Raw genomic sequence first — 26,392 nt, 5'->3', positions numbered from 1 at the left:
TATTATACCTGTCAAATTAATCACCAGTGAAGCAAAACCATTCATTGATTTACTTGTCCTTAAATTAACAATTAATCCTGAACACTTGGGCGAACGACAATATCACCTACGTCAACACTGGCGGGCTGTCCGATCGCAAACACAACAGCACTCGCAATAGTATCCGGCGAAATGGCAAGTGTTTCCATTTTTTCTTTGATAAGGTCCCTCATTTGAACGTTTTTAAGGTTATCAGCAAATTCCGTCTGGACATAACCCGGTGAGATACCGGTCACACGCCACCTGCCCTTAGATTCCTGGCGTAAGGCTTCTGTAATGGTGCGGACTGCATTTTTTGTTCCGGCATACACGCCCTGCATCGGTACGATCTTTATTCCAGAAGTGGAAATTATATTGATGATATGGCCTGAACCCTGTTTATGGAAAACCGGAATAGCCGCAGCAATACCATATAATGTGCCTTTCAGGTTAATGTCAATCATTTGTTCCCAGCCTTCAAGATCCAGCTCATCAATATGAGAGAGCTGACTCATTCCAGCATTATTAATGATCACATCAAGTCCTCCATAACGGTCGCAAGCAAGCTTCACCAGGTTTATCAGGTCGTCCTTCTTTCTAACATCAGTCACTTTGTAAACTGCATCGCCGCCATTTTTAGTAATCAAAGATGTAATTTCTTCTAACCGATCCAATCGCCTTGCACCTAACACGATTTTTGCACCCAGTCCGGCAAGCATGATTGCAGTTGCTTTTCCTACACCGCTGCTTGCTCCGGTGATGGCTACAACTTTTCCTTCAATTTCATTTTTCATCTTATATCAGCAATTATTTTAAGTTACAAATTTCCATAGGAAAGGAAAATGCATTGTAGTCAAAACTGTAAAGGCTGTAGCCAGAATCGCATTCGTGGTAAAATGGTGACTTAATTCAAAAAACCAGTCCAACTGCTAATCAGTTTAGATATATACATAGAAATTAAATTTTAGAATTTCTAAATTATTTTACTTTTACTAAACCTGTGGTTGTAATTGCATTGCATACAAAGTTATTCGTGAGTTCTCCATTAAACATCCCGGATCTAAATCTGCCTTAGAGAAATGGTTCATTGAAACTGAAAGAGCAAATTGGAATTCCTTTGCAGAAGTGAAGGCTACGTTTTCAGCTATAGACTATGTCGGTAATGACCGATTTATTTTTGACATTGGCGGCAACAATTATAGGTTAATAGCTGCCATACATTTTAATATCAGGACAGTCTATATCAAGTTAATTGGTTCCCATAAGGAATACGATCGTATAGATCCAATGCTTATAAAATATAAAAAATAAAATTAATGATAGAAAAAGCTGATTTTACGATCAAGAATGAGCTTGAATATGAAGGTATTATGAATAAAATAGAATTGCTTATGGATAAAGGCGAAGCCAATCTGACTATTTTGGAATCAGATCAGGAATATGGCACTCGCAGCGCAGAATTTTGAGCGTAAACACCATCGTACCGCAATGCCCGAGACATTACCTGAAATGATATCTCTACGGATGTATGAAATGCGATTAAAGCAAACGGAACTTGCAAATACCTGTCTGATTTCCAATATCATATCAAGCTTGATGCCAGTATATTTTGGGTGCAATCGGCGTTACTTTTATTATTGCAATGCTCACTCTCGCGTATAGGTCAGTAAGTGCAGCGTTGATGAATCCGGTGAAGGCATTGCGGTCTGAGTAAATGTTGAAAACTAGTCACATTCAATACCTTGCCCGAAACGGATTATATGCCCGTCAGGATCCGAAACCAGCATTTCCCGCATGAACCATGGTTTGTCATCCGGAGGGGAAAGGATTTTGGCGCCGCGTTTCTGAATAAATTCGAAATACTCGTCTACGTTTTCAACATTGATGCAAAGCCAGGTTCCGGGATTCCCCTGATCCTGTTTGCAAAAGAATATCCGCACATCGCCCCAGTTCACTCCTCCAAATGTTGGATTATCATCCCATTCCCAGCTTTCCTCAAAGCCCAGCGTTTCGGTGTAATAGGCTATGCTTTTTCGGATATCTTCCGAATAAAGAACTGGAATGACGGATTCAGGTTTCATGATGGAGATCAGGAAATACTTTTGAATTTATACTATTCTTTACTCCTTTTGTATGTATTAAAAAATATTGAAAATGGCCAGAAAAGTGCAGAGTTAACAGCTCTGGCCAGACTTGGTTTAGGGTAACGCATTTCCTTTGCACAGTAATACATAAGAATGATTCCGGTAATAATTAACGCTTCAGCCATAATGATCAATTGTTAACTTTGATATAAAGATAATCAAAACTAGAATTAACACACATCTTTCTGTCTTGAAAATCAGGATGCTATATCATTTATCCAGAAAAAAACGATCTGATCATATCCTTTCAATCAGATGTCAGGAAGGCGGGAAGGCATGGAATTTGTACTATAGCTTTATCACATTAAAATAAATGATATGAGTACTGAAAAAGCCATTTTGGCAGGAGGTTGCTTCTGGGGAGTAGAAGAACTTATCAGGCACTATCCAGGTGTAATTTCAACGGTAGTAGGATATACAGGTGGCGACGTTCCCAATGCGACTTACCGGAATCACGGAACGCATGCAGAAGGTATTGAAATTGTGTTTGATCCTGCACAATTATCCTATCGCGGGTTACTTGAATATTTTTTCCAGATCCATGACCCGACAACACGAAACAGGCAGGGAAATGATATCGGGTTGTCCTATCGTTCGGCTATTTTCTTCCAGGATGAAAACCAGCGCGAGGTAGCAAATGAACTGATTGCGGAAATGGATGCATCCGGCGTATGGCCCGGGAAAGTTGTTACGGAGGTTGTACCTGCAACTGATTTCTGGAATGCAGAAGCTGAACATCAGGACTACCTGCAAAAACATCCCGGCGGATATACCTGCCACTTTGAAAGGCCCAGCTGGAAACTGAATTGATTTCAAAAGGTATATTAGTTTGTTTCTTTTCGTAAAAAAAATCGGCTATGAAAACACAAATTTCATGGCCGTTTTTGATGATGGATATGCAGCTCCTTTTTTAGAATATAGACTTACTGGTAGTATTCTGGTGATTATCAGGCCAATTCTGATTCCTGCTTAAATATTCTTTTCCTGTGTGCGGTGCCCCAGGCGTGTAATTCTCCAATAAGGGGGCTTAAAGTTTGTCCATATGGTGTAAGGCCATATTCAATTAAAACTGGAAAATTATCATGATCTTCCTTTAAGGCCAGTTCATTCATTTCCAATTCCTTTAATTCTTTCGATAACATTTTTGGCGTCAGGCCGGGTATTTCTCGTTGTATTTGTTTAAAGCGTTTTTTACCGAATTTTAAGGAAAGTATTATCTGTAACTTTCACCTGCCACTCAGTATGTCCAGTGCATCCCTTATCGGTAATAGCATCCTCGAACAGTTTTCCGTTGATGCGTGTGCAGGGCATTTTCTTTTATCTTCTGTCATCTTTTCCATAGTTACAAAACTACTTAAAATTCGCTTTCTTTTTTATACCGGTTTCCCAAAGTATACCGGTATACTTTGGGAAACCCCGGATTTCTGAGTATCTGATCACCATAGCTTTGTTGAAATTTAACGTAAGCAAAACAATGAAAAAGATCTTAAATATTATTTCAAGCCTGCGGGGCGAATTTTCCTTTAGTAATAAACTGGGTAATGCTTTGATAGAAAAAATCAGCAATGAATATTCAGGAGCGGAGATTACAACGCGGGATTTGACCAAACTTCCTTTTCCACATGTTCATGCTGACCAGCTGGAAGCATTTTTTACGCCAAAAGACAATCAGACCGACTCACAGAAAGAATCTGTCAGGCTCTCGGATGAAGTGATACAGGAGGTTTTTGATGCTGACATTATTGTGATAAATGTTCCAACTTATAACTTTTCAATTCCTTCTTCAGTAAAAGCCTGGATAGATCAGGTAGTGAGGGCAGGTATTACATTCAAATACGACGAAAACGGGCCGATGGGATTCGTCACGGGTAAAAAAGCTTATGTTGCTATTTCAAGCGGGGCAATATTTTCGGAAGGTCCGTTTAAGGCAAACGATTTTGTTGAGCCTTACCTTAAAACAGTTCTTGGTTTTATTGGAATAACAGACCTGACTTTTTTCAGGGTGGAAGGAATGGGGATTCCCGGAATAAAGGATACAGCATTGGAAAAAGCATTTGAAACCATTGATAAATTTCAGCTATCAGCCTGGTAATGAACAGTTTTGTACAAATCTGCTTATTTTAGTTTTTAAAAGTCAAAAGCAGAAGGGGGTGTGGTTTTAAGTTTCATGATCCCCGACAGAATGCTTCACATAGATTCTGCCTATCGAAACATAGAATTAATTGATTGTGATTATTTCTTTTGATATTATAACTTTATCGGCCTGTACAAAATATCAGGTACGGAAAAGGTTTAGTTTAACACATGAACTTATAAAAATGGAAAACGAATCAAACGACATCAGTAAATGCCCGTTTCATAACGGCACTATGGACCAGAATGGCGCTGTAAAGCAAAAGGTAGGCGGTGCTGGAACCAGGAATCGTGACTGGTGGCCTAACCAGCTTAAACTTAGTATCCTTCGTCAGCACTCTACCTTGTCGAACCCGTTGGGGGATAATTTCAATTATGCCGAAGCTTTCAAAAGCCTTGATCTCGAAGCTGTGAAACAAGACCTTCATGCACTCATGACCGACTCACAAGACTGGTGGCCGGCTGATTTCGGGCATTATGGTCCTTTGTTTATCCGCATGGCGTGGCATAGCGCTGGTACGTACCGGGTGGGTGATGGCCGTGGTGGCGCAGGTGCAGGACAGCAGCGTTTTGCTCCGTTGAACAGCTGGCCTGATAATGTGAGTTTGGATAAAGCCCGCAGATTGCTTTGGCCGATCAAACAGAAATACGGACAGAAAATTTCTTGGGCAGATTTGCTGATCCTTACCGGTAATATTGCGCTTGAGTCGATGGGTTTTAAAACATTCGGTTTTGCCGGTGGACGTGCCGACGTATGGGAGCCGGATGAAGACGTTTACTGGGGATCGGAAACGACTTGGCTGGGCAACGACCATCGTTATGCAGACGGTTCGGCAGGGGTTGACGGACATGGTGTAGTTTCTTCGGATGAAGATCCTGGCCGCAACATCCATTCGCGTAATCTCGAAAAGCCTCTCGGTGCAGCACATATGGGCCTTATTTATGTAAATCCGGAAGGGCCCGACGGAAATCCTGACCCGGTTGCTTCTGCCAGGGATATTCGTGAAACATTCGGCCGGATGGCGATGAATGACGAAGAAACGGTTGCACTAATAGCCGGTGGACACAGTTTTGGTAAAACACATGGCGCTGCGCCTTCTGACCACGTAGGGAAGGAGCCGGAAGCTGCCGGTGTAGAATCGCAGGGACTGGGCTGGAGCAACAGTTATGGCTCTGGTAGCGGCGCTGATGCGATAACCAGCGGGCTTGAAGTAATATGGACGACTACACCCACAAAATGGAGTAATAATTTCTTCGAAAACCTGTTTGCGTTCGAGTGGGAATTAACGAAAAGTCCGGCCGGTGCACACCAATGGGTGGCAAAAAATGCAGGGGATATTATTCCTGATGCGTATGACAGCGCCAAAAAACACGCACCGACGATGCTTACAACCGATCTTGCTTTAAAGTTTGATCCGGCGTACGAAAAGATATCCCGGAATTTCCTGGAAAATCCTGATGCATTTGCAGACGCATTTGCCCGTGCCTGGTTTAAATTAACGCACCGCGATATGGGGCCTCGTGCGCGTTACCTGGGCACCGATGTACCGGACGAAGTTCTGATCTGGCAAGATCCAATCCCTGCCGTTGACCATGAGTTGATACAGGATTTTGATGTCGTAAACCTTAAGGGAAAAATATTGGCATCAGGACTTAGTGTATCTGAACTGGTGTCTACTGCCTGGGCTTCGGCAAGTACTTTCCGTGGTTCTGACAAGCGTGGAGGCGCTAACGGTGCCCGGGTACGTCTGGCTCCTCAAAAAGACTGGAAGGTGAATAATCCCGCACAGCTGCAAAAAGTACTGAATGTTCTCGAGGGCATTCAAAAAGAATTTAATCAGGCAGGAGCCAAGAAAGTCTCTATTGCAGATTTGATCGTAATTGCCGGTAATGCAGGAATTGAAAAAGCATCGGGAAATACCGTTACCGTTCCTTTCACTCCCGGCCGTATGGATGCTTCTCAGGAACAAACTGATGTGGAATCCGTAGGTTATCTGGAACCTGTTGCGGATGGTTTCCGTAATTACCAAAAAGCAAAATTCACTGCATCTACTGAGGAATTGCTGATAGATAAAGCACAATTGCTCACATTGACAGGGCCGGAGTTAACCGTGTTGATTGGCGGTATGCGCGTGTTGGATACCAATTTTGATGGTTCTAAAAATGGTGTTTTCACCTCACGTCCGGGGCAGCTTACCAACGATTTCTTTATCAATTTGCTTGATATGCGTACTGCCTGGAAAGCTATGTCTGATGACCAATCATTGTATTTGGGAAGTGACCGTGCAACCGGCCAACCGAAATGGACTGCTACCCGTGCAGATCTTGTATTTGGTTCCAATTCAGAACTCAGAGCTATTGCAGAAGTATATGCAAGTGCGGATGCACAGGATAGGTTTGTTAAGGACTTTGTTGCAGTCTGGAGTAAAGTGATGAATCTGGACCGGTTTGATCTGGCTTGATTTGTAAAGTAAATATTGTTTTAAAAAGGGATGTCTCGGATTTTGAGATGTCCCTTTTTTGGGTTGGTGGGTGTTTTTAATATGATTGTGAGATAGATTGAAAACGTTGAAGGTCTCTTGTATGAATTCAAATAATAGAGATGTGTATTTGTATTGTTTATAGATTATTTTCAGGTCTCATATTATATAGTTGAATTTCAAATCAGGTAATCGTCCTGTGAGGGCACAGGCCACTGATTAGACTTTAAAATCATTAACATGTCTTGGAAAATTAAGAAAACTTAATCAGTTGAGAATTTATAAGACAGAATTCAATTTTGAATCGTTCTTAACTCAAAAATTTCCAAAGTCTCTTGACATTCCTGCATTTTGTGCATCTGAATCAAAATCTGACAAGGAGATTAAGGAAATACTTTTAAAATTAGGATTCAGAGATGGGCTGGACATACAACGAACCACTATCAAAGGTTTTGCGTCAGGCAGGCAGAAGTGCAAAATTCAACGGCAGTTTCTCAATTAAACTATGGTAATAATATGAACTTTTGTGCTTCGATTCCCTGTCAGAACCCAAAGCGCTGAAACGTAAAAAACAATATTGCAAACCCTTTTTATGAAAGACAAACGAATGAAATTTGACAAATATTTTCCAAACGACCTGCTAAAACCCTACATCAAATATTTTGTGGTGTCGGAGAACGAATTGGAAAATGAATATAAAGTTTTCCCTTCTTCTGGACTTGTTATCGGTTTTCAATACAAAGGACAACTTGCGGCCGTAAAAAATAATATGGAAAGTAAATTGAATACGGCAGGTATTACAGGAATAACTGACGGTTACAAAATTTTCAAAAACTCGGCCAATATCGGAACTATATTGGTTTACTTCTCAGAAATTGGATTTACCCAATTTGCTTCACATCCTGCCAACGAACTATTCAATTTAAGCATTTCACTTACTGATATTTTCGATAAAAAAAGTGTAGCAGAAGTAGAACAAAAATTGACCATTGCAACTACCGACAAACAGCGAGTAAAAGTTGTTGAGCAGTTTTTAGTTTCGCAACTTAAAGATGTACAAACTGACAGATTAATTTTTGAAGCGGTTAAACTTATCTATCAAAGTAATGGAACTATCCGCATAAAAGAATTGAACGAAAAACTATCTATTAGCCCAAGCCCGTTTGAAAAGCGATTTAGAAAAGTAGTTGGAACAACAGCCAAAAAATTTGCTTCTATTGTTCGTTTCAACGCAGTTCTTGACAATCTAAACGAAACCAAAACGTTGACCAAAATCTGCTACGAAAACAATTTCTTCGACCAGGCTCATTTCATAAAAGACTTTAAACATTTCACAGGCGACACACCCGAAAATTTCAAACGCCTTTTGTAAAAAACGATTTTTTACAATTACGGGCATTTTAGCAGTTGCACCTTTGCATTGCAATCTTATTATAAAGGCAATGAAAAAGGGACTTCTAAATCAACAATCATTTTGACAGCCCAACGCATTATGGTTGCTCGTAATTTAAATAATCGTTTAACAATTAAAGCAAAGAAAAAATGTTTACAGTAGAACAAATTAAAGCGGTTCACAGTAAAGTGAAATCAGGTGCAGATTTTCCTGCATACATTCAGGACATCAAAAAATTGGGCGTTACCTTTTATGAAACTTTTGTGACTGACGGTCATACCGACTATTATGGTGCGAATGATTATAAAACTTCGTCAGTTGCCAGGTATGAAACTTTAACAATTCCCCAAGTTTCAAACGTTGAACAGTTTAAAACAGACATCTTGGCACATCAACAAGGCAAAACGGACTATCTAACTTTCTGTAGCGACTGTGCAAAGTCAGGTATTGAAAAATGGTCGGTTTGTATGGACAAAATGACCTGTACTTATTATGACAAAGCAGGCTGTAAAATTTTGATAGAACAAATACCACAATAAAAACTGCCTGCAAAATGGGTTTACTGCAAGAATGTCTGATAAACAAATCCTTATCTTTTGCTTTTCAATCGGGTTTTTGGTAATCAGGAGGACCTTTCCCTGATTTCTCCAAATCCCAAACCCAAAGTCTCTATCAGTAAAATTTCATCCAAGTCGTCCTGACAAATAAATAAACCATATTTATCGTTAAAACTTAATTCGATAGTAATTTAAAATATCAAAAAATGAAAATTTTGATTTTACCTTCGCTGTTAATTTTATTGCCAATTGGAATATTGTTTTTATTCATCAATTATTGGAAAAAACGAAAAATTATTTCAATTGGCGAGAAAATTGTTCTAGGAATTACTTTCATTATTATCGGACTTTTGAATACAATTTATGCAATGACTGTATCAATAGATGGAATGGCAGATAAAAATGTTGGGTGTATGACAGGGGTTATAGTTTTAATACCATTCGGACTGCTGACTTACATTGTTGGAGTACCTTTGCTATTAAGTTTATCGAAAAGTAAGTCATTAAAGGTTTAATAGTTTAGTTATAGACATTCTTTGCGACTTACAAGCTTTTTACAAAACTTCAATACACAATTTTCCCACAGTGAATCAGTGATTTAACGGGTGAAACCCTGGAAACTGCTTCTGCCGAACAGCTTGCGTCGATCAGAACCATACTGGCTTCGTCGCCTGCTTTCGGCCAGCTCTGGATTCCTTTGTCATCCAGTGGAAGGACATTATGAGTAGCCAGTTTCAGGATTCTCGACAGGTCGAATTCCGTACGGTAACCATATAACTGTGCTGCAAGGTTGGCTTTCTGAAGAATGCTTCCGGTGCCAAAAGTACTCCACCAATCTACTATACAGTCGTTTCCGGCCACGACATCCACGCCGTGTTTGTATAATAGCGGAATCGGCATAATCGTACTTCCGAACGGAATAGTAGACGCAATTCCTACTTTCGCATTGGCAAGGTTTTCAGCCGTTTCTTCTGTTTTAACTTTATCCAGGTTAGCAAGTGCAAAACTGTGACTTACAAATGTTTTGCCTTTCAATACCGGATTTTCATTTACTTTATCAATCAGGTAATTGATTGTTTTTATACCCGATTCGCCACTTTCATGCAGATGAATATCAATGCCTTTGTTGTTGTCAAGTGCAAGCTGAACAACAAAATCCATGTGTTTTTCTATTGCCCCGTCTATACTGTAAGGATCCAGTCCGCCAATGAAATCAATCTCCATTTTGGCAGCCTCTTTCATCAGTTCTTCTGACTTCGTATAATATATGCCATGCTGGGGAAATGCAACCAGCTCAGCCTGGAATGAATCTTTCTTGTTTTCAAGAGCTTTTTGAAGATTTTTCAAGGAATTAAGTCCGGAAGTGGGCTCTATATTCACATGAGATCTCGCATAATTTGTACCGTGCGACTGTAAAAGCTCAATGAGTTTTTCCGTGCGGGCGGTTGAAGTTTTAAGCAGTTCAGGTATAATTTGCTGTTCGTAAGCAATCATATCCTTTACTGTTTTATTCCTGGCCGACTTAGCTTTCCAGGGAAGTCCATAAAAAGTTTTATCAAGATGAATGTGCATATCCCTGAATGGCGGAAGCATAAGCAGTCCTTTTGCGTCAATAGCATTTGCATCAGGTTTATTGGGAAGGATTGCTTTAATTTTTCCATCATCGATCTGTACATGAAACAGATCAGTTCTGGTATGCACAACTTCGCCTTCTTCATCATATTCAAAACCTGTTTCAAGCCTTACGTTTTTTAAAGTAAAAGACTTATCCGTTTTGACTGGCTTTGCTTCTTCCTCATTTGTAGCTGCTGGTGTAGTCCCAATAAACGAACCACCTGCAAGTATAACGGCCGAACTTTTAATAAAACTTTTTCGGGAAATTGATCGTGGTTCCATAACTTATATTTTACACAAAAATAAATACTGTAACACTTGCCGTCGGTGCGGTCCCGGCTTCCAATAAATTCTTCAGTAAATACACTGGCATATACCTGCAAAACTATTTAAAAAATCTCTTCCTTGGAAAAGCGCAGGATAGGATAGGTCGTTAATCTCGCGAATTTTGAAGCCTTTTAATTATAAATCGTGACTACGAAATGCCGTTGCGACACATTCTGTGTTGGTATTCATTTGGTAAAGTTAATGAAATCAAACTTTTTTGGATTGGTAGTTTCTGTTTTTTTAATACGGGATTAATAGTGATGAGGAAATTAAATTGTCGATTATTTCATTAAAAACAGGCAAAGCGAATGCTATTTGTAAAGTACTTGACTGCCAACCGGCTGATATTCCTGAATATGTTGAGGAATTGGTAACTACAGAAGGTTAGCCAGGGATTTTTGCCACCAAGGCACTAAGACACGACGAACCGTTGATTTGCATGTTTTTATATACTTAATTCTTGTGTCTTAGTGCCTTTGTGGCAAAATTGCACAATACTATTTACTAGATTGCTTAGGTTATTTTTTCGTAATTATTAAATACCTATCGTTTGTTTGGCAACCTTTTCATTCCATTTATTGCTTAAATATTTCCTTACAGGGATATCATAAATGACCATGACCAGGTACGCGGCTCCGACGAGCAGCACAATTCCGGCTATGATGATGAGAGCCAGTTGTGTGGTACCCGGTTTATGGCTCGTGTAATAATTACCGAACATCCATAACACCGCATAATGAGTCATGTACAACGGGTAGGAGATCTTTCCCGAAAACAAACAAACCTTTTTTAATCCATGCGTTAAAGTAGCCCCTGCGCCCAAAGCGATCAGTATGGGAAAGTAAAACAGTACGACCAGAGGCTCGGATAACCAGTTCCATTTTGAAAATGGCATGATAAAGGCCAGGAGCAATAACATAGCCAGCCCCGTAAATCCCAGCTTATTTTTAATGATCCAATTGGCACGGTAAATAAGCAATCCTGCTAAAAACGAGTATGAAATCCGGGCAGCTCCGTCCCAAAAAGTTGGGCCGCTCCATCCGCCCAGTAAATTGCCGGAACGATAACCTACAACACAGATTGCCACAGCCGAAAGTATGGTCAGCAACAGCAGGAAGCTACGGCTGATACGGTAAAGCCCAATTGCGTAAACAATATTGGCAGCATATTCCCAGAACAACGACCACGACGGAGCATTGAAACTGAACAGGTTAAAACCACGGTCGGCTATGACGGGCAAGGGAATTAGCAGGACAGAACACAAAAATGCCAGAATGATCTTACCGGTGCTGTACAATTCGGGATGGCCGCCAAACGGATCGAACAAAAATGCCAGCAGGCCTAATACAGATCCTGCTACCACCAGCGGATGCAACCTGATAATCCTCAATTTAAAAAACTTAAGAACGCCCATTTTCGCTATACGATCGTCATAAGCATATCCGATCACAAACCCCGAAAGGCAAAAGAAGAAATCGACAGCCAAAAACCCATGTCCAATAAAATTCCTGCTGGGATCCGTATAAACCCATTCCATAAAATGAAATGTTACGACGGCCAGGGCGGCAACTCCTCTTAATCCATCGAGAATTTCGAAATGGGATTTGGTTTGGAGGATTATTGTGGTGGGTTTGCTGGTTTGCATTTAATGTATTATCCCGTTAGGTTGGATTTAAGGTGATGATAGTGGCTGATTTACTGTTTTGACAAGGTATCTAAATTTATGATCCGATCAAATTGGGGAGTGTTCCATATTGATATTGAAGATTTATAAATTAACAATCCTAATGTGTTGCCCTATTTTAAAGTAGATGAAAAGGAACGGCAATATCGAAATTGGCTGATAGACCCATCAGCATTATTAATGGGCTCAAAACTGAAAGTTGAAAAAAATCAACTGCCTTAATAACAATTCCCTGCACGAACGATGGAATCTTGCTTCTCGTGGTGTGTAATTCCACTGGTCATCTGCAGAATTTTATGAATACGTTAAAGATGAATTTGGGATTTTGATTATAGTGAGAGATTTTAGAGGAATATCGGCCACTTTAGTTGCGTCTGGCAGTAGTGTTGTGACGACACAGGTCAAAGAATATCCATGGAAGAAGCCTAAGTGCAGAAGATGGCCTTCGAGTTTGCAGCCTGTTCTGATTACTCAAATTTTATGTGTTTTGATATCCGCTTAATGAACTCAGGTATATTCAAGTCGATTTTATAGATAAAACTTCTGCCTGCAAAGCATCTCTCAAAATTATCCTTTTGTAATTATTGATCTGCTCGATAATAATATTATCGATACTGGAAATATTATTATCCAAATCTATTTTCTCAATTTTGGCCTGGACTAAGTCCAAAATTATTTGTACACTGTTTACATTCCTATCTAACCACTTTTTGGGAATTTTCTTTGGACGTTTTCCTGGATCTAACCGGATATAAATTATTAAATCTTGACCAGTTATAATCTTAAATTCGTGCAGGAATAAATTCTCCAGATCTGGTAATTCATCCTGATATATGGCCAATAATGACTCTATTCTTTCAATTAAGGATAACCACACATTTAGTTTATTTTACTCAAATCATAGGGATGATGAGCTTTTGTACCTGGCACGGTACCTATCCTTAATTTGTCGGGTATTCGAATATTAAAATGTAGTCTGTTCGTTCCCCTCAAAATTCAGGTTTTCAAACGGTATGATATTTATTGATAGCCTTATTACCAGTTAAAATAAACAGTATCAATAGTCGTAGTTCTAATTTGATGCTATTCAGAAAAAAATATAATTTAAAAGGATTTGCAAATAAGAATTAGCCCAAGAGCAATACTACAAAATCCCGAAAAAATAATTTTAGAGTGTGTTGGGATATTGAAAATATTAGGGATCGTATCAACTTTGTTGTGACCAAACTTCAAAGATGTGAACAAACAGTTTTTGGAACTGACCGATCCCCAATGGGAGGCAATTTTACCATTTTTTAATTTAAAAAGAAAAAGAAAATTAGATCTTAGGCAGGTGATGAATGCCTTACTTTATGTAGTCCGAACTGGTTGTCAGTGGAGAAACCTTCCTGCTCAATGGCCAAATTGGCAAGCTGTTTACTATTATTTTGACAAGTGGAAACGTAATGGATTATTTGAAAGGATCAACCGCGTCGTTAATCAACTGGATAGAAAAAATCAAGAAAGAGAAGAATATCCTTCCATATTTTGCATTGATAGTCAAAGTGTTAAACTGTCACCAGGAATTTTTGAAGATCGTGGAATTGATGCAAACAAAAAAGTTAACGGGCGTAAAAGACAGTTACTTGTTGACAGCGGTGGTCGCCTTTGGGCTGCCCATGTCCACGCAGGTAATATTGGAGATGGACCAGCAGCTCTAGCACTAGTACCACATATTTTGTATTATAGTGATCGTCTTGAAAAAATATATGGAGACCAAGCGTATAACGGCGTATTTGCTAAAAATATAAATGAATTTGGTTTCGATTTTGAAAAAGCTTCCCGTCCAGAATCAGCAAAAGGATTTGTTCCAGTGGCAAAACGGTGGGTGGTAGAAAGAAGCATATCTTGGACTAATTATTTCCGCAGGCTAGTCAAAGACTATGAATATACCACATCTTCGTCAGTTGCATGGCTATATTTAGCAAATACCCAATTAATGTTACAACGAATATGTCTTAAAAACCAAACTTAATTTCCCAACACACTCTTAGGAGTACTAATTGGATATTTTTTTTCCATTTTCTTGTAACTTATTATGGAATTGCAATAGTTAAGCGGACAAATGGTTAAGCCGCAATTTTCTGTTTGTTTAAAAGTTCTTCAAATTCTTTCGGTGAGACATATCCTAGAGCAGAATGAATCCTTTTTTTATTATACCAGGTTTCAATATACTCGAATACAATTACTGCCGCCTGCTGCTTATTGATAAAGGTATTTTGGTAAACACATTCTGCTTTTAAAGTCTTAAAAAAGCTCTCTGCAACCGCATTATCCCAGCAATTTCCCTTTCGACTCATGCTTCTAATAACAAGGGGGTTTTTATCCAGCAAGCTTTTAAATTCATTGCAAGCATATTGAATTCCCCGATCCGAGTGGAAAATTAATTCACTTGTAATACTTCTATTTTTACAAGCCATTTTCCATGCAGGTATCACAGTATCAATGGCTTTCATGGTTGAGCTAAGTGCCCATCCTACTATTTTCCTATCAGCTAAATCCAGTATCATGGTGAGATATAGCCAGCCTTGTGTCGTCTTAATATACGTTATATCAGATACCCACGCAGTGGCTATTTTATCCACTTTGAATTGCCTGTTAAGCTTATTTTCCACAACCGGATATTTATGCTCAGAATCCGTTGTGATGCGGAATTTTTTCTTAACAATGCTTCTTATTTTTGCTTTTTTCATCAGTCTGGCAACCCTCGGACGAGACACTTTTACATCCTGCTTAATCAACTCCCGAGTGACCCTGGGGCTTCCGTATGTTTGTTTACTTTTACTATGAATAACCCTGATTTTTTCAGTAAGAGCCTGGTTTTCAATGGCTGCATTTGATAATTCACTGCTCAACCAAGTATAAAACCTGCTTCTGCTTACCTTAAAAACCATGCACATTTTCTCAATGGGAAATATTTTCCGGTAATCCTTTATGAACCGGAATATTTGCCATCGCTCCTGGAGAAAATGCCGACAGCCTTTTTTAAGATATCTCGTTCAAGTTGTGTGTCACGAAGTTCTTTCCTTAGCCGGGCCAATTCCTGTTCCGTTTCGCTCAAAATCACCTTTCCGTTGCCAGGGAAGCTGCCATTTTGTTTCGCAGAAAGTTCTCTGCGCCAGCGGTATAGCATTGCCGGCGGAACATCTAATTCTTTTGCCAATGCACTAAGGTCTGTGCGGCTGTTGCTTAGTTCAACACTCATTAGTTTGAACTCCTTGTCAAATACTCTTCTTTCTCCAGACATAAGTGTTAAGTTATAAAAGTTTCCCTTAACTCAGTGTCCGCTTAAAGGTAGCAAGTCCATTAATTACTGTATAACTACTAAATATAATAAGAAATGTTTCACCAATAATTTTGATATAACTGATCATTTTTTACTCCTGAATAGACAATACTTTAACATATATCATTTGCCGTTTTGCTTAGTGTCTTGTAATTTACATAAGCAATTCCTAATTGAGATAACATAGTTTTCCACTGCCTTTGTCTAGACAGGACTATTACAAACAAGTCATTACTGTACCTCTAGTAAATAGGGATATGGGAATGACGGGCCTGAGTTGGGGTAAATCAACCGCGCTTCATATTTTCCCTGAGGTAATGTCTGAGGGATTTTATACTCGCCATAGTACACAAATACTGAGTGATCACCAAAACACCAGTCGGCCCTGACTATTGGCGTTAGTATCGATATTTCGCTGCCTGTTTTAAGTTCCAGGTTTGGGAGAGTTTTGTACTTATCCAATGGGTTATATTGGCTTTGGAATTCTAAGGGATGAGGGTTTACGTAAAAAATGTCTCCTTTCTTTAAGGTTATCCGCTTCGGATTATCAAAGATTACCTCGGTTGGGCAATCCATCTCCTCTGTCCAGATTTGCCCGATTCCGGTTTGGGTGGAATCATTGGTAACGGTGCAATTGATTGACTTGATGGGCGTGTCATCTTCATAGAACGTTAACAAATAGATGCCGTCTGCCATTTGTGAGGGAATTTCAAAATCAAGAGAGTAATTGTTTAAATAATTAGCCTTAAGCCAAAGGGCATTTTCCATGAAGTCGTTTTCAGCTTTTATCTGATATTTTAGATTGGGAAGAAAAAAGCCACCTGCAATACCAATTTTCTTATCTTTTGGCAATGCCCTAAAAAGCATGTCAATCGAACTAATGCTTGCGCTGAGCGGTGCCCTTTTAATTTGTGGTTTCTCAGCAAATTGAAATTTCTTTTCTCCATATGAAAGGCTTAATGTGATATTTTTGGAATAAAATAATGGGGAGGCATTTTTAAAGGAAAGATAAGAAAGGCCAACGTCATACCTCCCCGGAATATAAATGCTACTTTCGGAACCTGTCAATGTGGGCATGGGCACTTTCGTACTTTCAGGGTTCCCGGGTACCGTTCCGATCCCCGAATTAAATTTTATATACGTAATACCATAATCCTCTTGGCCAGGATACAAAAGCATATCAGAGGTAATCACAGCGGATAATTTCCCTGTATGCTCGACGTACACCGTGTATAGGTCTGTGGAGGTTTGATCTCCGTTTTTTCGCTCTATAACGAATGGTTTGGGATAAGCTCCTTTGAAATAAAACCCAATCCTTTTAGAAGAAGGATTAGCCTCCAGGGTTGCACCCGCAGCGAGATCCAAATCCAGATAAACGATATCGCTGGTATAGCTTTCCGGTAAGGTAATCAGGATCACACCGGAGGCATTGTCCAGTTGTATTTCCGATGCTCCTTTAACCCACACAGCCTTTAGGAATTGAGCATCCGCCGGTGATACATCATTTTCTTTTTTGCAGGAAATGAGTACGATTAAAAGACAACTAATTAAAAGATTTAATTTTCTATTCATATCAAAAGGCTGGTGACCAGTACGGTTGGCTTATAAAAACGGTAACTGAGATTCATTCGTTTGGGCTTGATATTTTGAGTAACATACAACTGAACCGGAAAATGTAGTTCAGTTGTATATCGACCTAAAAGTTACTTATTTTTCAATTCCTCACAGTAATTATTTTTTTGACCAGGGATAGCTCATCAATTTTTAATCTGCAAAAATAAATGACGCCGGATGTTTCAGAAAAATTATTTACCTGATATTTCCATCTTCCCTTACTATGGGGGTTTTCAACTATAGTTTTAATAACTCTGCCATTTATATCAACAATCTCTAAAAGCACCTGGCTATTCGCATTTTGTACCGTAAATTCAATGGTCATATCTTTGTCAACCGGATTGGGATAAAGAGTTAAATCCGTGCCAAAATCTTCAGCCATTTTTTCCTCAGCACTAATTCTGGTTCCTGGTGTGGCCATTACAGTTATTTCAGTGGACATGTGCCAGTTACCATTGCTATCTTTTATAAAACATTTGATGCCTTGTGCGGAAGTAGGATAAAAATACCTGGTATTAGCCCCCGAAATGGGATTATTAATATTTGTCCCCCATCGATATTCTGCATATCCAGCAGGGGCAGTAAGTGTCCGGGTCTCCGCAAGCGAATTGTAGGTATATGTTACGTTCGGAACGAACCCAGCCAAAATCCGATATCCATTATTTCCAATTGTTGAAAACCATTTACCTGCCAGAGAGTCCAACCCAAAGTGATAGGTAGCACTGTTTTCAAAGTGTGTCCCGTCTTTTCTATAGGCTTGTGAAGGAATGCCGTTAAAATAATCCGTATCGGGACCGGTAAAACGTTTTAATGTGGCATTAACACTTGCTATCTGACCATTTCTTACCAGATCAAGTGGAGCTTTGTAATTAATGATGGATGCTATTGAAATGATCCAGGCAAGGTTAGTATTCCCAAAATCCGCTCTTGATTTTGCAATTACAGCTTCCAGTTTTGTTTGGTACTCGCTACTGGTGGCAATCTTGTAAACAGCATCACTTATTTTAGCATCCGCATCTGCTTCACCCTGATGCCAGAGAACAGCCCGAACCCCGTAAAGTGAGGCATAATAATTTAAAGCCGTCCTTAGGGGAGTGTAGGGCTGACCAATGTATGGTCCTGTATATCCCGGAACATCACAGAACTGGGCACCTGATGTGTATGCATTAGGTGCTGGCTGGTTTTGGGAACCTTGGTACCATTGCTTAATTGTACTGCCACCGGACGCGGTATTAAAAAATGCAATTGGCATTCCACCAGCGGCTTCTGATAGCTTTTTGCCTAAAGCCGCGTAACACCATGAATTATTTCCGGTAGGGGCAAGTTTTGAAAACCCGGAGATCTGATTCATTGTATTATAGGAGTCGGCGGGTAATAGGTTCGTACAATTACCATCCTGGGTGCCGGTAACTATCCATTCGGGGTAGTTTGCAGGTGCCGGTAATATCCAGTTTCCATTCTCTCCATATCCCTGAGCATTGGACTGGCCTGCGACAATATACACATCACCTATTCCAAATTTTACCCTGTCCATAAATATTCCATTATAGTTAATTTCAAGACTGTACCAGCCAATACCACGGCTAAGTAAGAGGTAAAACATCCCTGTTGCAGAAACTGATAAAGTCTGCCAGGTTTCGCTTGAAATAGTTCCACCTGGAAGCATTAAGTTTACTAAATCTATAGGTTATTGCTGCTCCGGAAGGGGCCGAAGAACTGGTAAACAATAATTGTCCCGCAATGGTAACTACGGCTGTGTTTGCATCATTTCGTTGTAGGACAGATCTATTTTTTGGATATCCCAAGCGAATATACTGGGCCGACGATTGGGTTAAACTTACCCTATAACGAACAGTGTTAAGAAAAAATCATTAAAATTTTCATAATATAAGGTCAGAATTTTGGATGAATATTATTTTACCAACAGTTTTGATTTATTCTTAAAAACCCAACTATTTCAAATTCATAGCACTTGAAATATCCTTGGTTATAATTAACGGGATTCGCGAACCATATGCCTTGTTAATGGCTTTAATTACTTCATTTGCAATAACGGCTTGACCTAACGGTGATGGATAAATGCCGTCAGACGAGAAAAAATTTCCCTTCCTAGAACCATCAATTTGTAATCCGTCATCAGTTACAAATGCTCCCTTATGTATATCTGAGTAGAGTTTGGCCAAATCGACTATGGCAAAATTATTTTTTGCTGCCATCTCTCGAAGTTGAATATTGTGCCCATGTTTCCACTCTGGATCACTTAGTTTTTCTTCGAACTCGGTAATAACATCCTGATCTGTCAATAAAACCGCCTCACCTTGAAAAAATTTATCCACATTTTCGGATGGTAAAAAATATTTAGGTCTTGTTGTATCTTCCACCAGGTTTGATTTATAGTTTGCTACAAATATTTTTACATTCTCATTTGCGGCATCCGTCTTATACCAGTTGAAGTAAGGTAGTGTCTGATACCTCGGCACAGTAAATAATACTGCCTTTTTAGAATCAGATGTTAATTGGTAAATAGCAGCGTTTTCTATATGACCGATTGATAATTGAGATTGATAGAAATCATATAAATTGATATTAGGGGTATTTTGTAAAAGCCTTATCCAATTATCAAAAAAATCTTCTATAAAGACAAGATCGTAAGGTTGGTTCTTTTTTACAAAATCTATTGCGGAGATTTGTTCATTCTCCTTCTCGGGCAAAAATCTCCATAGATATGGATGAAATTCAAACCACAAAGGAAGGCTTCTCTCATCGATCCTGTGCGTATGGCCTGCACTTGAAGCTCCGCCATTTGGATAAGCCCAGTTATTTACCTTTCCCTGATAAGGGGTGAATTTCGGTGGAATTCCGGATTGAACAGCAGCAATGTTGTTACTTACTTCCTTCCAACGGGGTAATTCTGAATTTTTATCATCATAAATTAAAAAACCCGTTCCATTTGATTCAGATTCTTCAAAAAGTGGGGCTTCGAAGTCTGTAATACCCATTTGAATGGCGACTAAATTGGGATATGCAAATTGTTGGCCTTCACGATAAAGTCCTCCATTAGAAACCCCGGCAGTTAGCCCACCGCCAAAGGCTACCAAACTTACCTTTTGCCCACGTTTTGATATTGTTCCCATTTCAGGGATAATTTTATTTTTATTTAATAACTGTTGCGGATTAATTCTAGAAATGTAATTGGCTGATCCCTTAATCATATCCCTGTATTTTGCCATTGGATGTAAGGGCTTAATTGATTTATTTGATAGTGAATCCTCTTGATATATTAAACTCGGGAAAGGAATCTTCGTTATCCATATTGCTTCCGAATTTGCGATTGGAAACAGTAAAATGATAAAGGACAATTTTTGGAACGCTCTCTTCATGATTAGTTAGATTTAAGTTTACATAATTATAATTCAATCCTTAGCTCTGGAAATTATTACCGGCAATGACCTCTTTACTTAATCTTGAGTAAGTGGCATAATTTTAATTTAATTCTCATACGATTTTTGTTTATGTGCAAATAAATGCAGAAATATTCATACTAAAAATGTTATTTCCCAGATTCGTACCTACAAAAACCCAGAAAATTTATGACTTTGCATATTCTAAAAATTCAATGAATCAGGCAGTAGACGACATAAACTTGTTGGCCGATAATGAATAAGGGGCCGTCACGAGGAGGTAAGTCTGATTGAAATTTTGGACATAAAACGGGTCGGTAGCCTTACAATAAAAATGTAGGGCTGTGACCATTAAAACTGTGAAGTCTATCCCCGCTTTGCCTTCAGCTTGCTCACATAGTTTTCGGAGATGCCCAGGAACGAAGCAATGTAACGCTGGTGGACACGAAGAAAAAGGTGTTTTGACTTTAACTGAAAAATCTATAGTCTTTCTTCTGCCGAATGTAGACGCATGTCGCGAAGGCGCTCCTTTTGCAGCAGCCAATAACGCTCGGCCATAATGCGTCCAAGATTACACACCTCAGGTACACTTGAATAGAAGTCATATAGATCGTTTCTAGTGATGTATACAAGTTCGGAATCTTCGAGCAGTTCAATCGTTTCCGATGAAGGGACATTCTGAATAAAACTTTCTGCTGCGAAAAAAAATTTTCTTCCGTGGCAAACCATTCCGTGATTTCCTGGTAGCCATGTTTAGGATCATGCGATCCATAATAGCCTCTCACAAGTCCGCTACTAACGAACCATAATTTTTCGCAAGTTTCACCTTCGGAAAGCAATATTTTTCCTTTCGGCAGTTTAAGTAGCCGGAGCTTGGCGAAAAATTGCTCTTTCACATCTGCTGATATTGGATGGATTTGGGCAAGGTTGTCCAAAAATGCGTGGAGTGGCATTATTAAAGAATGATTTTAGTTTGTTGAAGTTCTTGCAAGATACATGAGATAAATTAAAGACCGATTATTGCTTTAAAACAAAATCTGTAACCTGATTTCACTTTTTGCAGAAAATAAAAAAAGCCGGTAACCCCTTTATCAGATCACCGGCTTTTACATCAAACAAAAACTCTAGGCCTGAAAAGTCTCATCCATTTTCTCACGGATCGTCAATAAACGTTTCCGATCTCCACCACCGACTTCCGCGAAGCCTAGCCGGAAGAACCGACTTTCTGCAAAGATTTATTTACTTCCGACCAATTGTTACCATCTTCAAAAAACTCCACATCAAATCCCTTCCAAAGTCCAAGATCATTCTGCATTTTTAGGCTATCCTCTTTCACATAACGTTTTAAAATGCGTTTGCTCAGCACCTCAATCTGCTCCGTGGCCCGTGTCTGTCCAGGGCCTTTGTCTTCAAAGGACTAATATAAAAAGACACACAAAAATACATTTGATATCCTGAACAAAGATAATTCTAGCCAACATCAAAATTCCTCTTTGACAAGACGATCACTTTAAAATTGCTGTATCCATACATAATTACCGGCTAGTCTATTCTTTTTATAAATCTCAGTGGCCTGAAAAAGGCGTGAGCAGAAAACTAAAATTCAAATTTGGATATTTTAATAAATAATGTAAGTTGCGTAATGTTAAAATTGTTTGTCAAGGATAAACATGATAATAAAGCACAGGATTTTAAGTAAAAATCCTTTTGCGGTTACTGCGTGAATTTTCTTTGGAAATTTAGCAGAAATTTCGGCGAAAGTATTTTCTATCTTTTTTCTGTAATAGCGATTTTCAAGGTCCTGTGCCCAGGTATTTTTTACAAGAGAGTTTTTTTTCGTTGCCGCCTTGAGTCTAATGTTATTAAATGTTAAAAGCAGTTCTCTTTGGTCTTCATTCAGGTAAGCTGCATCGCCATATAAATCGCTGTTCTCAGGCAGATCAAGAGGCATTATTTGAAAAGCAGTATTGTCATGAATACTTCCAGCAGTAACAATAAATTCCACAGGAATACCTTCATATGTCGTAACCACATGTACCGCAGCGGCGGCCGCTTTAAAACCATAATGATATTCCCGTTTAGATGCGTTGTATCCTCTAAACTCTTTTCCTTTTAACAATTTAGAACTGGCAATTCTAATATTTTTACAAACAGCCACCGGAAATGAGTCGATTAAATAAACACTTTGCAGGTTTAATTCTTTGAAAACCATACCTAAATGAAAGAATAAATCACCTATTAAATCTGTCAGACTGTGTAAAATACGGTTAAAATTACTTTTGTCCGACATGGTAAACCCATAATGGTCATCCAGGTACTTACAGGCACAAGCCTGATTACCATAGAAATATTTGCACGACAAGATGACCGTTGTTATCACTTGGGAATTCGTTAATTTCCTACGACTATCCAGATGGTTATCATCTATTTTTTGTAATAAATCGTCTATTAAACAATATATTGCAAGTGTAAAATCTTTCATTATAAGGTTGTTAAGTTCGCAAAACAAATTAACCTCATTTTGAAGGATTTTGCATTTTAGATACTACGCAACTCACATTAAATAATTAAACAGGCCTTTCATACATTTCCGGCAATAGTCCAGGGAAGACATAGATCACAGAATAGAGCCATTTGAGGAATTTTTTTTCTCCCATCAAAAATACAGGTTCAAATAAGTAAAATGTCTCATAACCAATGTTTTAAATTGATACAGATCATTTTTAAAATTCAATATTATGAGAAACTTAAAATCAACCTTACTTTACAACTGGTTCGAAGATGTTTGGAATAAGGACGACGAAAACGCCATTGACCGACTTATGACTGATGAAGCGGAATTTCATGGTATTGATTCCAATAATGGTACAAAAGGAGCGGCAGATTTTAAATTGTTCTTTCGGGATTTTTCTAAGCAATTCAAAAATATCAGAATTGATGTAGAAGAAGTAATCAGTCAGGATGATATGGAAGCAGCCAGAACCGTAATCCATGCCATTGAAGCTGACACGAATAAACCAATTTTATTTTCTGGCATTTGCATGGTACGTGTTGAAGATGGCAAAATTGCAGAAGCCTGGAATAGTTATGATTTTTTGTCTGTGCATTTGCAATTAGGAAAACGGCTTGTGGCAGATTAATAAAAGTTTGTGCCTGTCTATACATGACCACTTCAAAAAGTCGTTTCCAAATACAAAACTGCAACTGATAATTTTTTACTACTCGTGTATCCATTTCTGATTTTGCAACTCTCAACTGACATGTTGATTGAATTAAAAATCTATGGAGACAAAAATCCTCGTGCCTTAAGGTGTTCTTGTCCTTCTTTCTGCTGAAATAACCTGAAAATAATTCCGGTTATTTTCCTTGTTTTTCACTTAAGTGAAAATCGTGCTGCGCAATACTTCAGACCTTTGGATAATTATAAACTTAAAATTTAAAATCATGTCAATATCCAATCAGTCAGACGCAGCAATCAATGGCCAGGCGCAACAAACATCCAGAGCATTACGTCAGCTTTATTTCATACGTGTCGCTTTTTCTGTGACCTGGGTCATTCTGGTTATTCTTTTTGCAAAAACCTCCTTCCAAATAGCAAGCATCCTGCTAATCGTCTATCCCGCATGGGATGTAATTGGCACCTTCCTCGACATTCGCGCCAACCGTCATAGCTCATCTAAAACGCCACAATATATCAACGCTGTCATCAGTGCTGTTACTACCGCGGCAGTTATCCTGGCTTTGCAAGAAGGCATTCCTGAAGCATTGATGGTATTTGGCGCATGGGCAATTCTGACAGGATTGATTCAGTTGGTTTTAGCCCTGCGCAGACGGAAACTATTCGGTGGTCAGTGGCCTATGATCATTAGCGGTGGTCAATCAACTATCGCAGGTATCTCGTTCATTTTGATGGCACATGATCCAGCAATGGGCATTGTCAACCTGGCCGGTTATTCTGCATTTGGTGCCTTTTATTATCTTCTTGCCGCTATAAGCCTATCGAAAACTATCAAGGATAGTCCAACAATAACAGTATAATTAAAGGTGTTTTTATTTCCCAGCTACCAAAGAGGCAATCTCATAAACAGGGTACAGTCTCTTTGGTAATTTAATTAGAGGAATGAATAGCTACAAAATGCACTATTCCGACTTTTTACTTTCAAGACGCTTCCTGATCCTGCTTAATGAGGGATTAGTAATTCCGAGATAAGAAGATATATGATAAGCCGGGATACGCTCAATAATATCGGGATGTTCTTCCAGTAACCTGATATAACGTTGCTCGTGGGAGAAAAAAATGAATTCTTCTGTTCGGGTTTGAGCAAGCTTAAAGAACAATTCTGCTAGCAACCTGCCAAATTTCCCCCAATTCGGGTTGCTATCATAAAGCCGGTTCAGATCCTGATAGGATATGAAGAAAATTTCCGAATCTTCCATCGCCTCGATAAAATACCAGCAGGCATCGCGCGAAATGAAACTTCTGAACGAAACGACAAACTGATTTTCCGAGAAAAAGAAAATGTTCTTGTCTTCTTTTGTATTCGGACCACGAAAATAAATCCGGAATATACCTTTTACAATCAATCCAAGATCATTGCAAACCATGCTTTGCATATTGAAATAATCCCCTTTATTCATTTTGCGTGCTTTCCAAAATGGCTGGCTATCGCTTATATCCTTATCGCTCAATGAAGCAAAGTTCTTCAGATGTAGTGATAAGATGTCGCTTTTTTCGGGCATTTGATTATTGCAAATTGTTTATCAATCATTGTAAATGGCTTTCCTTTAACCAGCATTGTAAGCGCACTATAGTCTGGTAAACATAACATATATCTTGTCTATATGCACCTCGCAATAAATAAATTTTGAATCTATGATAAAAGTAACGGAAATGAGAAAGTTAATTCATGTAATTATTCTGCAAGCTGGCCTGACTGTGACTGCTGATATTTTCGTAAACCCAAACCCTCACTTTTTCGACCTCAGATCCAGATTATGAAATACAAAAACACGCAGTACATTATTGCTGTTAAAATGATTTCCTGATGGCAGCTGCTGGAACTGGTTCATGTAGCCAACCTGCAGATTAAGCCCTTTGGTAAACTGGTAACCGAGCCCTACAAAAAAACGGTTCTGGTCAAACAGGTTATAGGTAATCTGTTTGCCGGCGTTAATATGGATTTCATCATTGAAGGCAAAAAACAGGGTATTAGGTTCTATAAAATCACGGTTCAGTGGAACCATCAGATTTAAAAGATAACGGAACCGGAAATTGAAATTTGAGCCATCCTGAAGCTGGTCATTGGCAATCTTTCTGTTAAAGCGCTCTTCCAGCCGGACCCATTGCAGGGTTTGCAGGCGTTTCTGGCGGCTTGTCCAATGTATTTGTTGCCAAAGCCTATTTTCCGGACGTACGGTTTGCAGGCCGGCTGCGGGAAAACTGCGAGCATAAGCGTATCCTGCGGTGAACCTAAGGTGATCATTGGCATAATACGTTATCCCGGGCCGGATGATCTGCGTAGCCCACCGGTCGAAAAATTCCGTTCTTCTTGCATGCAGGTCAAGCCAGATTCCCCATTTGTTGGTAAGCCTGGTTTGGTTAAAATAGCCCAGCCAAACCCCGCTCTGCTTATTGACCTGTTTTTGTGCGTATGACGGAAGCGTAAAAAGTAAAAACAGCAGAAGGAAATATTTTTTCATCG

The 26,392-nt window shown here is 39.1% G+C and carries 27 protein-coding genes; 12 read left to right on the top strand and 15 right to left on the bottom strand.

Annotated features, from left to right (window positions below; genetic code table 11):
• Positions 1-71: 71 nt before the first annotated feature.
• A complete protein-coding gene (locus KZC02_RS03585) occupies positions 72-812 on the bottom strand; it encodes an SDR family oxidoreductase (protein WP_221392855.1) in 741 nt (246 codons plus the stop codon).
• A 220-nt stretch (positions 813-1,032) separates the two neighbouring features.
• Between KZC02_RS03585 and KZC02_RS33220 the strand changes: the two genes are divergently transcribed.
• Together KZC02_RS33220 and KZC02_RS03575 are read left to right on the top strand one after the other, a co-directional pair.
• Positions 1,033-1,329 carry a type II toxin-antitoxin system HigB family toxin gene (locus KZC02_RS33220; RefSeq protein ID WP_221394929.1) on the top strand — a complete coding sequence of 99 codons (297 nt, stop codon included), beginning with the start codon at positions 1,033-1,035 and terminating at the stop codon, positions 1,327-1,329.
• Between the two features lie 5 nt (positions 1,330-1,334).
• Positions 1,335-1,484, top strand: coding sequence for a hypothetical protein (locus KZC02_RS03575; RefSeq protein ID WP_221392854.1), 150 nt, complete (start codon positions 1,335-1,337; stop codon positions 1,482-1,484).
• Positions 1,485-1,742: 258 nt separating this feature from the next.
• Here the strand turns inward: KZC02_RS03575 and KZC02_RS03570 are convergent, their stop codons facing one another.
• Together KZC02_RS03570 and KZC02_RS03565 are read right to left on the bottom strand one after the other, a co-directional pair.
• The gene (locus tag KZC02_RS03570; protein WP_221392853.1) at positions 1,743-2,099 is read right to left on the bottom strand and encodes a glyoxalase superfamily protein; all 357 of its coding nucleotides are present in this window, start codon (positions 2,097-2,099) and stop codon (positions 1,743-1,745) included.
• A 32-nt stretch (positions 2,100-2,131) separates the two neighbouring features.
• A complete protein-coding gene (locus KZC02_RS03565; protein ID WP_221392852.1) occupies positions 2,132-2,287 on the bottom strand; it encodes a hypothetical protein in 156 nt (51 codons plus the stop codon).
• Between the two features lie 193 nt (positions 2,288-2,480).
• On the opposite strand from KZC02_RS03565, the gene msrA reads away from it, so the two are divergent.
• Positions 2,481-2,972: a peptide-methionine (S)-S-oxide reductase MsrA gene (msrA, locus tag KZC02_RS03560; protein WP_221392851.1), complete on the top strand. Its 492-nt coding sequence runs from the start codon at positions 2,481-2,483 to the stop codon at positions 2,970-2,972.
• Positions 2,973-3,109: 137 nt separating this feature from the next.
• Here the strand turns inward: msrA and KZC02_RS03555 are convergent, their stop codons facing one another.
• The gene (locus KZC02_RS03555) at positions 3,110-3,376 is read right to left on the bottom strand and encodes a winged helix-turn-helix transcriptional regulator (RefSeq protein WP_310590466.1); all 267 of its coding nucleotides are present in this window, start codon (positions 3,374-3,376) and stop codon (positions 3,110-3,112) included.
• A 260-nt stretch (positions 3,377-3,636) separates the two neighbouring features.
• Between KZC02_RS03555 and KZC02_RS03550 the strand changes: the two genes are divergently transcribed.
• From KZC02_RS03550 to KZC02_RS03530, 5 genes are all read left to right on the top strand, one after another.
• Positions 3,637-4,254, top strand: a complete 618-nt coding sequence (locus tag KZC02_RS03550; protein WP_221392850.1) for an FMN-dependent NADH-azoreductase — start codon at positions 3,637-3,639, stop codon at positions 4,252-4,254.
• Positions 4,255-4,480: 226 nt separating this feature from the next.
• On the top strand, positions 4,481-6,757 hold the full coding sequence (gene katG, locus KZC02_RS03545; protein ID WP_221392849.1) for a catalase/peroxidase HPI: 2,277 nt from the start codon (positions 4,481-4,483) through the stop codon (positions 6,755-6,757).
• Between the two features lie 610 nt (positions 6,758-7,367).
• On the top strand, positions 7,368-8,147 hold the full coding sequence (locus KZC02_RS03540; RefSeq protein WP_229253978.1) for a helix-turn-helix domain-containing protein: 780 nt from the start codon (positions 7,368-7,370) through the stop codon (positions 8,145-8,147).
• A 170-nt stretch (positions 8,148-8,317) separates the two neighbouring features.
• Positions 8,318-8,707, top strand: a complete 390-nt coding sequence (locus KZC02_RS03535) for a DUF1398 domain-containing protein (protein WP_221392848.1) — start codon at positions 8,318-8,320, stop codon at positions 8,705-8,707.
• Positions 8,708-8,931: 224 nt separating this feature from the next.
• Positions 8,932-9,240, top strand: a complete 309-nt coding sequence (locus KZC02_RS03530) for a hypothetical protein (RefSeq protein ID WP_221392847.1) — start codon at positions 8,932-8,934, stop codon at positions 9,238-9,240.
• A gap of 49 nt (positions 9,241-9,289) precedes the next feature.
• On the opposite strand, the gene KZC02_RS03525 is transcribed toward KZC02_RS03530, so the two are convergent.
• The gene (locus tag KZC02_RS03525) at positions 9,290-10,621 is read right to left on the bottom strand and encodes an amidohydrolase (protein WP_221392846.1); all 1,332 of its coding nucleotides are present in this window, start codon (positions 10,619-10,621) and stop codon (positions 9,290-9,292) included.
• A gap of 319 nt (positions 10,622-10,940) precedes the next feature.
• Here KZC02_RS03525 and KZC02_RS03520 point away from each other — a divergent pair, with 319 nt between their 5' ends.
• On the top strand, positions 10,941-11,054 hold the full coding sequence (locus tag KZC02_RS03520) for a helix-turn-helix domain-containing protein (RefSeq protein ID WP_310590399.1): 114 nt from the start codon (positions 10,941-10,943) through the stop codon (positions 11,052-11,054).
• Positions 11,055-11,201: 147 nt separating this feature from the next.
• On the opposite strand, the gene KZC02_RS03515 is transcribed toward KZC02_RS03520, so the two are convergent.
• Positions 11,202-12,311 carry an acyltransferase gene (locus KZC02_RS03515; RefSeq protein WP_221392845.1) on the bottom strand — a complete coding sequence of 370 codons (1,110 nt, stop codon included), beginning with the start codon at positions 12,309-12,311 and terminating at the stop codon, positions 11,202-11,204.
• Between the two features lie 556 nt (positions 12,312-12,867).
• Positions 12,868-13,227 carry a hypothetical protein gene (locus KZC02_RS03510; protein WP_221392844.1) on the bottom strand — a complete coding sequence of 120 codons (360 nt, stop codon included), beginning with the start codon at positions 13,225-13,227 and terminating at the stop codon, positions 12,868-12,870.
• A 360-nt stretch (positions 13,228-13,587) separates the two neighbouring features.
• On the opposite strand from KZC02_RS03510, the gene KZC02_RS03505 reads away from it, so the two are divergent.
• Positions 13,588-14,364: an IS5 family transposase gene (locus KZC02_RS03505; RefSeq protein ID WP_221389948.1), complete on the top strand. Its 777-nt coding sequence runs from the start codon at positions 13,588-13,590 to the stop codon at positions 14,362-14,364.
• A gap of 94 nt (positions 14,365-14,458) precedes the next feature.
• On the opposite strand, the gene KZC02_RS03500 is transcribed toward KZC02_RS03505, so the two are convergent.
• The 6 genes from KZC02_RS03500 to KZC02_RS03480 form a co-directional block, all read right to left on the bottom strand.
• Positions 14,459-15,636 (bottom strand): IS3 family transposase gene (locus tag KZC02_RS03500; protein ID WP_221391970.1). Its coding sequence is split into 2 segments (ribosomal slippage): positions 14,459-15,366 and positions 15,366-15,636, totalling 1,179 coding nucleotides; the frame shifts between segments, so codons are not numbered across the junction.
• A gap of 270 nt (positions 15,637-15,906) precedes the next feature.
• A complete protein-coding gene (locus tag KZC02_RS03495; RefSeq protein WP_221392843.1) occupies positions 15,907-17,247 on the bottom strand; it encodes a hypothetical protein in 1,341 nt (446 codons plus the stop codon).
• Positions 17,248-17,389: 142 nt separating this feature from the next.
• A complete protein-coding gene (locus tag KZC02_RS03490; RefSeq protein ID WP_221392842.1) occupies positions 17,390-18,955 on the bottom strand; it encodes a sialate O-acetylesterase in 1,566 nt (521 codons plus the stop codon).
• Between the two features lie 286 nt (positions 18,956-19,241).
• The gene (locus KZC02_RS03485) at positions 19,242-20,669 is read right to left on the bottom strand and encodes a hypothetical protein (protein WP_221392841.1); all 1,428 of its coding nucleotides are present in this window, start codon (positions 20,667-20,669) and stop codon (positions 19,242-19,244) included.
• Positions 20,670-21,894: 1,225 nt separating this feature from the next.
• On the bottom strand, positions 21,895-22,026 hold the full coding sequence (locus KZC02_RS32425; RefSeq protein ID WP_255637232.1) for a hypothetical protein: 132 nt from the start codon (positions 22,024-22,026) through the stop codon (positions 21,895-21,897).
• A gap of 309 nt (positions 22,027-22,335) precedes the next feature.
• A complete protein-coding gene (locus KZC02_RS03480) occupies positions 22,336-23,172 on the bottom strand; it encodes an IS982 family transposase (protein ID WP_221392840.1) in 837 nt (278 codons plus the stop codon).
• A 256-nt stretch (positions 23,173-23,428) separates the two neighbouring features.
• Here KZC02_RS03480 and KZC02_RS03475 point away from each other — a divergent pair, with 256 nt between their 5' ends.
• Entirely contained in the window at positions 23,429-23,830 is a 402-nt protein-coding gene (locus KZC02_RS03475; RefSeq protein ID WP_221392839.1) for an ester cyclase, read from the top strand.
• Between the two features lie 304 nt (positions 23,831-24,134).
• Complete coding sequence (locus KZC02_RS03470) at positions 24,135-24,728, top strand: hypothetical protein (protein ID WP_229253977.1); 594 nt, start codon at positions 24,135-24,137, stop codon at positions 24,726-24,728.
• Positions 24,729-24,830: 102 nt separating this feature from the next.
• On the opposite strand, the gene KZC02_RS03465 is transcribed toward KZC02_RS03470, so the two are convergent.
• Positions 24,831-25,430 (bottom strand): Crp/Fnr family transcriptional regulator, encoded by a 600-nt coding sequence (locus KZC02_RS03465; protein WP_221392838.1) that lies wholly within the window; start codon positions 25,428-25,430, stop codon positions 24,831-24,833.
• A gap of 228 nt (positions 25,431-25,658) precedes the next feature.
• On the bottom strand, positions 25,659-26,390 hold the full coding sequence (locus tag KZC02_RS03460) for a DUF2490 domain-containing protein (protein ID WP_221392837.1): 732 nt from the start codon (positions 26,388-26,390) through the stop codon (positions 25,659-25,661).
• Between the last annotated feature and the right edge of the window lie 2 nt (positions 26,391-26,392).

Source organism: Dyadobacter sp. NIV53 (genome assembly GCF_019711195.1).
GTDB lineage: Bacteria > Bacteroidota > Bacteroidia > Cytophagales > Spirosomataceae > Dyadobacter.
This window is presented reverse-complemented; position numbering and strand designations above follow the sequence as displayed.